General features: G+C 65.7%; 8 protein-coding genes. 5 read left to right on the top strand and 3 right to left on the bottom strand.

Translation table 11 applies throughout. From position 1 onward, the window contains the following. From QZ609_RS21190 to fdhD, 3 genes are all read left to right on the top strand, one after another. The coding region (locus tag QZ609_RS21190) for an FdhF/YdeP family oxidoreductase (protein WP_295499217.1) at positions 1–1,941 on the top strand (1,941 nt) is incomplete at its 5' end. Then, positions 1,941–2,171 (top strand): MarR family winged helix-turn-helix transcriptional regulator, encoded by a 231-nt coding sequence (locus QZ609_RS21185; RefSeq protein WP_295499214.1) that lies wholly within the window; start codon positions 1,941–1,943, stop codon positions 2,169–2,171. The genes QZ609_RS21190 and QZ609_RS21185, both read left to right, overlap by 1 nt. Continuing rightward, the gene (gene fdhD / locus QZ609_RS21180) at positions 2,168–2,983 is read left to right on the top strand and encodes a formate dehydrogenase accessory sulfurtransferase FdhD (RefSeq protein WP_295499211.1); all 816 of its coding nucleotides are present in this window, start codon (positions 2,168–2,170) and stop codon (positions 2,981–2,983) included. The genes QZ609_RS21185 and fdhD overlap by 4 nt, the downstream gene beginning before the upstream one ends. 18 nt (positions 2,984–3,001) lie before the next feature. Here fdhD and QZ609_RS21175 read toward each other — a convergent pair whose 3' ends face one another. After that, positions 3,002–4,897, bottom strand: coding sequence for a potassium transporter Kup (locus QZ609_RS21175; protein WP_295499209.1), 1,896 nt, complete (start codon positions 4,895–4,897; stop codon positions 3,002–3,004). A 374-nt stretch (positions 4,898–5,271) separates the two neighbouring features. Between QZ609_RS21175 and QZ609_RS21170 the strand changes: the two genes are divergently transcribed. Both QZ609_RS21170 and QZ609_RS21165 read left to right on the top strand, forming a co-directional pair. Further along, positions 5,272–5,475 (top strand): cold-shock protein, encoded by a 204-nt coding sequence (locus QZ609_RS21170; protein ID WP_003265287.1) that lies wholly within the window; start codon positions 5,272–5,274, stop codon positions 5,473–5,475. A 133-nt stretch (positions 5,476–5,608) separates the two neighbouring features. Continuing rightward, a complete protein-coding gene (locus QZ609_RS21165; protein ID WP_295499173.1) occupies positions 5,609–5,881 on the top strand; it encodes a cold-shock protein in 273 nt (90 codons plus the stop codon). 84 nt (positions 5,882–5,965) lie between these two features. Here the strand turns inward: QZ609_RS21165 and QZ609_RS21160 are convergent, their stop codons facing one another. Together QZ609_RS21160 and QZ609_RS21155 are read right to left on the bottom strand one after the other, a co-directional pair. After that, a complete protein-coding gene (locus tag QZ609_RS21160; protein WP_295499170.1) occupies positions 5,966–7,489 on the bottom strand; it encodes a CoA-acylating methylmalonate-semialdehyde dehydrogenase in 1,524 nt (507 codons plus the stop codon). A gap of 1 nt (position 7,490) precedes the next feature. Further along, complete coding sequence (locus QZ609_RS21155) at positions 7,491–8,807, bottom strand: aspartate aminotransferase family protein (protein ID WP_295499219.1); 1,317 nt, start codon at positions 8,805–8,807, stop codon at positions 7,491–7,493. Positions 8,808–8,813: the final 6 nt, after the last annotated feature.

Below are 8,813 nucleotides of genomic sequence, written 5' to 3'. Positions count from 1 at the left end.
CTGATCGCGCAGCACCTGCGCGCGCTGCCCGATCCGAACCAGGCGATCTTCTACACCTCCGGCCGCACCAGCAATGAGGCGGCCTTCCTCTACCAGCTGTTCGTGCGCGCGTACGGCACGAACAATTTCCCCGACTGCTCCAACATGTGCCACGAGCCGTCCGGCACGGGCATGCGGGGCAGCATCGGCGTCGGCAAGGGCACCGTCACGCTCGACGATTTCACCCGCGCCGACGCGATCTTCATCTTCGGCCAGAACCCGGGGACGAACCATCCGCGCATGCTGGGTGAGCTGCGCGAGGCCTCCAAGCGCGGCGCGGCCATCGTGTCGTTCAACCCGCTGCGCGAGCGCGGGCTGGAGCGCTTTGCCAACCCGCAGAGCGCGGCCGAGATGCTCACGCTGGGCTCGACGCGCATCAGCACTGAGTATCACCAACTCCGTATCGGTGGTGATTTGGCCACCGTCAAGGGCCTGATCAAGCATGTGATCGAGCACGACGACGTGGCCCGCAGCCGCGGCGAGCCGTCGATCATCGACCACGCCTTCATCGCGCAGCACACCGGCGGCTTCGAGGCCTTTGCCGCCGACGTGCGCGCCGAATCGTGGGCGACCATCGAGGCCGAGTCGGGCCTGCCCGAAGCCGAGATCCGCCAGGCCGGCGACACCTACATCAAGGCCGGCAGTGTGATCGCCTGCTGGGGCATGGGGATCACCCAGCACAAGCACTCGGTGGCGACCATCCAGATGATCGTCAACCTGCTGCTCCTGCGCGGCAACATCGGCCGCCCAGGTGCCGGCGCGTGCCCGGTGCGCGGCCACAGCAACGTGCAGGGCGATCGCACCATGGGCATCTACGAGAAGCCCGCGCCCGCGTTCCTGGACCGGCTGGAGCAAGTGTTCGGTTTTACGCCGCCGCGCGCGCACGGCTACGACACCGTCGGCGCCATCGAGGCGATGCGCAACGGCGCCGCGCGCGTGTTCTTCGCCATGGGCGGCAACTTCGCGGCGGCCACGCCGGACACCGCTGCCACATGGGCCGGCCTGCGCCAGTGCGACCTGACCGTGCACGTGACCACCAAGCTCAACCGCAGCCATATCGTGCACGGCAAGGCCGCGCTGATCCTGCCCTGCCTGGGCCGTACCGAAGTCGATGAGCAGGCTGGCGGCACGCAAGGCGTGACAGTGGAAGACTCGATGAGCATGGTGCACATGTCGGCGGGCATCAATCCGCCGGCATCACCGCACCTGTTGTCCGAGCCGGCCATCGTGGCGCGGCTGGCCGAGGCCACACTGCCCGACAGCACCATCCCCTGGCGCTGGCTGGTGGAAGACTACGACCGCATCCGCGGGCGCATCGAAGCCGTGTTCGACGACTTTGCCGGCTTCAACGAGAAGATCCGCGTGCGGGGCGGCTTCCGCCTGCGCAACACAGCGTCGGAGCGCATCTGGAACACGCCGTCGGGCAAGGCGGAATTTCACCTGCACGGCATCCCGACCGACACGCCGGTGCACCGCGCCCGCGAGCGCCATGCCGATGCCACCGTCTTCACGCTGGCCACGGTGCGTTCGCACGACCAGTACAACACAACCATCTATGGCATGGACGACCGCTACCGCGGCGTGTTCGGCCAGCGCCGCGTGGTCTTCATCAACGCAGAAGACCTGCGCACGATCCGCATGAAAGATGGCGAGTGGATCGACATGATCACGCTGTCGGAAGACGGCATCACGCGCCGCGCCGACGGCTTCCGCCTGGTGGCCTACGACATCCCACGCGGCTGCCTGGCGGCGTACTACCCCGAGACCAATCCGCTGGTGCCGCTCTCCTCCGTGGCCGACCAGGCGCGCACGCCGACGTCCAAGTCGATTCCGGTGATGCTGGTGCCGAGCCAAATCAAACGCAGCGCCGACGCCAAGACGGCAGCTGCGGCCGAAGCCTGATGTCACCGCTGCAGAACGCCATGCTGGCCGCGCTGCGTGAAAGCGAGCCGGGGCGCTCCGTGTCGCTGCCGTGGCTGACCAAGCGTATGGGCGAGCGCGCCAGTACGGTGCTGCGGGCGCTGCACCCGCTGGCCGATGCGGGGCTACTCAGCGTGCGCATGGATGACACGCGCTGGCTGATCCACCTGACTGACGCCGGGCGCACCGTTGCGCTCGCCGATCCCGTATGAACGCGCACAGCCGCCATCCCGCCGGCCTGCCCGTGGTCTCCACCACGGCGACGCAACGCACCCGCGACGGCAAGCACGAAGATGCCGCCACCGCCGTCGCCGACGAGGCACCTGTCGCGCTGGTCTTCAACGGCATCACGCATGCCGTGATGATGGCCTCGCCGACCGACCTGGAAGACTTTGCGCTGGGCTTCGCCCTGTCCGAGGGCATCGTCGACAGCCGAGCCGATTGGCGTGGCGCCGACGTGGAAACCCACCCCCACGGGCTGGAAGTCCACGCCGAGATCGCCTCGCACTGCTTCGTCCGCCTGAAGGAGCGCCGCCGCGCGCTGGCGGGCCCGACCGGCTGCGGCCTGTGCGGCATCGAGAGCCTGCAGACCTTCGAGATTGCACCCGTGCCGCTCGTGCCGCCGGCGTGGGTCGAGGCCTTGCCCGATGCACAGGTGCTCGACGCGCTGAAAGCGATGACCGCCCATCAGCCGGCCAATGCGCTCACGGGCGGCCTGCACGCAGCCGGCTGGGTACCCGCCGGTGGCAGCGCACCGCTGCATGTGCTGGAAGATGTCGGCCGGCACAACGCGCTCGACAAGCTGATTGGCCACTTGGCGCGCCTGGACATTCGCCCCGCCGACGGCTTCATTGTCATGACCAGCCGCGCAAGCTACGAACTCGTGCGCAAATGCGTGCACGTGGGTGTGCCGCTGCTGGCGACCATTTCAGCGCCGTCGTCGCTGGCGATATCGCATGCCAATGCGGGGCATCTGACCCTGCTGGCATTCTGCCGCGGTGACAGCGTGACCCGCTTCGCGTAAGCCCGCCCAGGCGGCGGGCTAGATCTCGACCTTGCTGCCCAGCTCCACCAGCCGGTTGGCAGGAATCCGGAAGAAATCCGACGGCTTGGCGCTGTTGTGCTGCATCCACGCAAACAGCGATTCGCGCCACATCGCCATACCGGGCAGCGTCGATGGCACAACGGTTGCGCGCGTGATGAAGAACGACGTCTCCATGTCTTCGAAGACGATGCCGAGCCGTTGCCCCACCGCGCTGACGATTTCGTCCACGGCTGGCGTTTCCTTGAAGCCGAAATCGGCCACGGCCGTGTAGATATCGGGCGCGAGGGTCTTGACGACCAGCCGCTTGGCCGGCTCCACGTACGGCACGGCCTGCGTGCGGAAATGGATGAACAGCACGCGGCTGTGCAGCACGTGGTTGTGCTTGAGGTTGTGCAACAGCGCCAGCGGCACGAACTCAATGCTCGGGGTCAGGTAGACCGCCGTGCCATCCACGCGATACGGCGGATTGCGCAGCAGACTCTCCATGAACGGCTCGAGCGGGATGCCGCCCTCCACATTGCGCGCCCTCAGCAGCTGCGTGCCGGTGTGCCACGTCACCATCAGGAAAAAGATCAGGCCGCCCAGCAGCAGCGGGAACCAGCCGCCGGCCGCGATCTTCAGCAGGTTGGCGCCGAAGAACGACAGGTCCACCGCCAGGAACACCGTGCCCAGTGCTGCCACCACCGGCACGCTCCACTTCCAGGCGTTGTGCATCACCACCGTCACCAGACCGGTGGTCAGCAGCATGGTGGTCGTCACGGCAATGCCATAGGCCGCCGCCAGGTTGTCGGACTTGCCAAACGCCAGCACCACGGCCACCACCAGCAGCAACAGCACGTAGTTCACCATTGGCACGTAGATCTGGCCAATCTCCACGTCCGACGTATAGAGGATCTTCATGCGCGGCGCATAACCCAGGTGCACCGCCTGCGCCGTCATCGAAAACGCCCCGGAGATGACCGCCTGCGACGCGATGACGGTGGCGGCCGTCGCCAGCAGCACCATCGGCGCCACGGCCCAGGTCGGCATCAGCAGGAAGAACGGGTTCTGCACCGCCGACGGCTCGCGCAGCAGCAGCGCGCCCTGGCCGAAGTAGTTCAGCAGCAGGCACGGCATGGCGATGTAGAACCAGGCGTAGCGGATCGGGCGGGCGCCGAAGTGGCCCATGTCGGCGTAGAGCGCCTCGGCACCCGTCAGCGCCAGGAACACTGAGCCGAACACGACAAAGGCCTGCACGGCGTGCCGGAACATGAATTCGATCGCATAGACCGGGCTCAACGCCACCAAGATCTGCGGTGAACGCACCACCGATGCCAACCCGATCAGCCCCAGCAGCACGAACCAGATCACCATGACCGGCCCGAACAGGCGACCCACCACGTGCGTGCCGTGCTTCTGCAGCAAAAACAGCCCGATCAGCACGATCAAGGACAGCGGCAGCACCCACGGCTGCAGCGCGGGCGTCATGATCTCCATGCCTTCGATGGCCGACAGCACCGAGATGGCCGGCGTGATGACCGCATCGCCGTAGAACATGCTGGCGCCCAGCAGGCCCAGCAGCATCAGGGTGCCCGTGATGCGGGCGCCGCCGCCGCTGGCACGCATGGCCAGCGCCGTGAGCGCGAGGATGCCACCTTCGCCGTTGTTATCGGCGCGCATCACAAACACCACGTATTTGATCGATACCACCAGCGTCATCGCCCAGAACAGCATCGACAGGACGCCATAGACGGTCTGGTCGGAGAACGGCACGCCGTGTTCGGGGTTGAAGCACTCCTTGAGTGCGTACAGGGGGCTGGTACCGATGTCCCCGAAGACCACGCCGATTGCGCCCACCATGGTGGCCATCAATGCGGGTTTTTTGGTGATTGTGCTGGCGGTGGCAGTCGTCATGAGGAGGCCGCTTGCTTGGATGACGAGGGGCGCGGGCGCAATTTTCGTGCGCCATCTGCCGCAAAGCCAACCCCAGCACCATGCCGAGGGCCGCCAGAGTGCGGCAGAAGCCACTCAATGTTAGGTGAAATTCCTATCGGTTGTGCGGGTGTTTGCACCGATGGTGCGGCGGCGGGAAGCCTGATGCAGTCGCCAGGCGTGCTCGTAAACAAGATGCCCCACTGATCCGGATGAAATTGTGAACAAACAGGCTTTGACGAGGAGACGCGCCAAGCATATATTCACCAAACGATCGTTTGGCCGGTTTGGCCTCGTCTGCCTGCTGTCGTTTTTGGCCGGCGGCCGATCGATTTCTCAACTTCACGTTCAAGATCATGGCTACTGGTACCGTCAAGTGGTTCAACGACGCAAAGGGTTTCGGCTTCATTACCCCGGATGAAGGCGGCGAGGACCTTTTCGCGCATTTTTCCGCCATCAACATGCAGGGGTTCAAGACTCTGAAGGAAGGTCAACGCGTTTCGTTTGAAATCACGCAAGGCCCGAAGGGCAAGCAAGCCTCGAATATCCAGGCGGCTTAAACCGAAGGCTGGGGACCAGACCCGCCAAGATCGTTGCAACGATCAGAGGATGGCGCACCGCTTCCGGGCGGGCGGTGCGCCGGTCTAAGCCCCCAAGGCATCAGTTTGTTAGGTTGTTCAGTACGTGTTTGCCATGAAGCTGTCGGAGGGCTGCCGGAAACGGTGGTCTGGTTTGACGGACCCTACTCGGGAGAAAGCAATGGCCGGCCGAATTGAAGATGAACCGATTCAAGTTGATCCGCCCGCCGAGGCAGGTGCAGAAATGCACGCTGCCTCTTCTTTTATGCGGGATTCGGAAATCCGGTTTTCACGGTGGCAGCAATTCCGTGAAGGCCAGCGTGTCAGCTATGACATTGTGATGGGGCCGGATGGCAAGCCCATGGCCGTCAATATCAAACCGTTATGACAGGAGGATTTCCGTGCTGCGAGCGCACAAAAAAAGGGAGGCATTGCCTCCCTTTTTCATTTGCGCTGAGATGGCCCCCAGCGCTTACTTGGCCGTCGGCATGACAAACTCCGCGCCCTTGGCGATCGAATCCGGCCAGCGCTGCATCACGCTCTTGTAGCGCGTGTAGAAACGCACGCCTTCCTCGCCGTAGGCATGGTGGTCGCCGAACAGCGAGCGCTTCCAGCCGCCAAAGCTGTGCCACGCCATCGGCACCGGAATCGGCACGTTGATGCCGACCATGCCCACCTGGATCTGCCGCGCAAAGGCCCGGGCGATGCCGCCGTCGCTGGTGTAGCACGACACACCGTTGCCGAATTCATGCGCGTTGATCAGGTCCACGGCTTGCGCAAAGTCATGCACGCGCACCACCGACAGCACCGGGCCGAAGATCTCTTCCTTGTAGATCGTCATGTCTGGCGTGACGTGGTCGAACAGCGTGCCGCCGGTGAAGAAGCCCTCGCCGTGGCCGTCGACCGTGTGGCCGCGACCGTCCACCACTAGCTTGGCCCCCTCTTCCACACCGCGGGCGATATAGCCTTCCACCTTGGCCTTGTGCGGGCCGGTCACCAGCGGGCCCATCTCGCTGTCGGCATTCATCCCGTTGCCGATCTTCAGCGCCTTCGCACGTTCGGCCAGACGCGGCACGAGCTTGTCAGCCACGTCACCCACCGCCACGGCCACCGAGATTGCCATGCAGCGCTCGCCGGCCGAACCGTAGGCGGCGCCGATCAGTGCATCGACGGCCTGGTCGAGATCGGCATCCGGCATCACCACCAGGTGGTTCTTGGCGCCGCCCAGGGCCTGCACGCGCTTGCCGCGCTTGGTGCCTTCCGAATAGATGTACTCGGCGATCGGCGTGCTGCCGACGAAGGAAACCGCTTGCACGTCCGGATTCGCCAGCAGCGCATCCACCGCATCCTTGCCGCCCTGCACGACGTTGAACACGCCATCCGGCAGGCCGGCCTGCTTGAGCAGGTCGGCAATCATCAGGCTCGGGCTCGGATCACGCTCGCTCGGCTTGAGGATGAACGTGTTGCCGCAGGCCAGCGCCACCGGCGCCATCCACATCGGCACCATGAACGGGAAGTTGAACGGCGTGATGCCCGCCACCACGCCCAGCGGCTGGCGCAGGTTCCAGTTGTCGATGCCGCCGCCGATGTTGTCGGTGAACTCGGTCTTGAGCAGGTTCGGAATGCCGCAGGCGAACTCCACCACCTCGATGCCGCGCGTGACCTCACCCTTGGCATCGGAGAACACCTTGCCGTGCTCGCGCGTGATGGCGGCAGCGAGCGCGTCGTGGTTCTGGTCGAGCAAGTCCTTGAACTTGAACAGGATGCGCGCGCGCTTGAGCGGCGAGGTTTCGGCCCAGGCCGCGGCGGCGGCATGCGCGGCGGCCACGGCGGCATCCACCTCGGCCTTGCCGCCCAGCAGCACCTGCGCGCTGACGGCGCCGGTGGCGGGGTTGAACACATCGGCGCTGCGCGTGGCGCTGCCGGCAACACGCTGGCCCCCGATGTAGTGGCTGACCACAGATTCAGTCACAGCGGGATCGATCGGTCGGTTCATCTCAAGCTACCTCTTGCAGAACGGTACGGACGGTATCGAAGATGCGCGCGATCTGCGCCTCGTCGATGATGAGCGGCGGCGAGAACGCCAGGATGTCGCCGGTGTAGCGCACCAGCACGCCGCGCTCCAGGCATTTCAGGAAGACTTCATACGCACGCGCGCCGATGGCTCCCGGGCGCGATTCCAGCTCGATGCCCGCCACCAGGCCCAGGTTGCGGATGTCCTTCACGTGCGGAGCATCCTTGACTGAATGCGCCGCCGCCTCAAACGCCGGCGACAGTGCGCGAGCGCGCTCGAACAGGCCCTCGGTGCGGTACAGGTCGATGGCCGCCACGGCCGCAGCGGCAGCCAGCGGGTGCGCGGAATACGTATAGCCGTGGAACAGCTCGATCGCGCCCGGCGCACCGGCGTCGATGATGGTGTCATGCAGCGACTGGCGCACGGCCACGGCGCCCATCGGCACGGCGGCGTTGTTGATGCCCTTGGCCATCGTCAGCAGGTCGGGCGTGACGCCGAAGAACTCCGCTGCAGTAGCCGCGCCCAGGCGGCCGAACCCGGTGATGACCTCGTCGAAGATCAGCAGGATGCCGTACTTGTCGCACAGCGCGCGCAGTCGCTGCAGGTAGCCCTTGGGCGGCACCAGCACGCCGGTGGAACCGGCCAGCGGCTCGACGATGACGGCGGCGATGGTCGACGCGTCGTGCAGCGTGACGATGCGCTCCAGCTCGTCGGCCAGATGCTCGCCCCAGGCCGGCTGGCCCTTGGAGAACGCGTTGTGCTCCAGCGCATGCGTGTGCGGCAGGTGATCGACACCCGGGATCAGGTTGCCTGAATACGCCTTGCGGTTCGGCGAGATGCCGCCCACCGAAATGCCGCCGAAGCCCACGCCGTGGTAGCCGCGCTCGCGGCCGATCAGGCGGGTACGCTGCCCTTCGCCACGCGCGCGGTGATACGCCAGCGCGATCTTGAGCGCGGTATCCACCGCCTCCGAACCGGAGTTGACGAAGAAGATGCGGTTCAGGCCTTCCGGCATGATCTCGGCAACCTTCTCGGCAGCGCGGAAGGCCATCGGGTGGCCCATCTGGAAGGTGGGCGCGAAGTCCAGCGTGGCGGCCTGCGTGGCGATAGCCTCGACGATTTCCTTGCGGCTGTGGCCGGCGTTCACGCACCACAGGCCGGCCGTACCGTCCAGCACCTCGCGGCCGTCGGCGTCGCGGTAGTACATGCCCTGGGCCGACGTGAGCAGGCGCGGCGCGGCCTTGTACTGGCGGTTGGCCGTGAACGGCATCCAGAAGTAGGACAGATCGGTGGTTTCCAGCGGGTG

The sequence above is a fragment of the uncultured Ralstonia sp. genome (assembly GCA_913056305.1).
Classification (GTDB): Bacteria; Pseudomonadota; Gammaproteobacteria; order Burkholderiales; family Burkholderiaceae; genus Ralstonia.
The sequence above is the reverse complement of the archived record's forward strand: the minus strand, read 5'-3'. Positions and strand labels throughout refer to the sequence as shown.